The organism is Amycolatopsis sp. lyj-109 (assembly GCF_046548995.1).
Lineage (GTDB): Bacteria > Actinomycetota > Actinomycetes > Mycobacteriales > Pseudonocardiaceae > Amycolatopsis.
Map to the genome: position 1 here is coordinate 1 of NZ_JAJPWR010000073.1, position 531 is coordinate 531.

Sequence of the window (531 nt, forward strand, 5' to 3'; positions counted from 1 at the left end):
CCTATCGCACGGTGTGGTCGGCGTACTCGCTGCTCAGCCCGGAGACCACCGGCAAGCTGGTGGACGGTTTCGTGCAGCAGTACCGCGACGGTGGCTGGATCTCGCGCTGGTCCTCCCCCGGTTACGCGGATCTGATGACCGGAACGAGTTCGGACGCTGCCTTCGCGGACGCCTATCTCAAGGGAATCAAGGGCTTCGACGTCCAGTCGGCCTACGACTCGGCGATCAAGAACGCCACGGTGACCCCGCCGAACGGCGCGGTCGGCCGCAAGGGCATCGACGAGGGCACGTTCCTCGGGTACGCGCCGAACACCGCGGACCACGGGTTCTCGTGGGCGATCGAGGGCTACGTCAACGACAACGCGATCGCGAACATGTCGAAGAAACTCCACGACGAGGCTCCGGCGAACGACCCGCGCAAGCAGGAGTACCTGGACAACTACGGGTATTTCACCGAGCGGGCCACGCAGTACGTGAACGTGTTCGACCCGAGTGTCGGCTTCTTCCAGGGCCGTGACGCGGCGGGCAAGT

The 531-nt window shown here is 65.2% G+C and carries 1 protein-coding gene; it reads left to right on the forward strand.

What is annotated here, in order from left to right; genetic code table 11:
- Positions 1-531, forward strand: a 531-nt coding sequence (locus tag ACLJQF_RS48865) for a glycoside hydrolase domain-containing protein (protein WP_410617529.1), incomplete at both ends; no start/stop codon positions are given.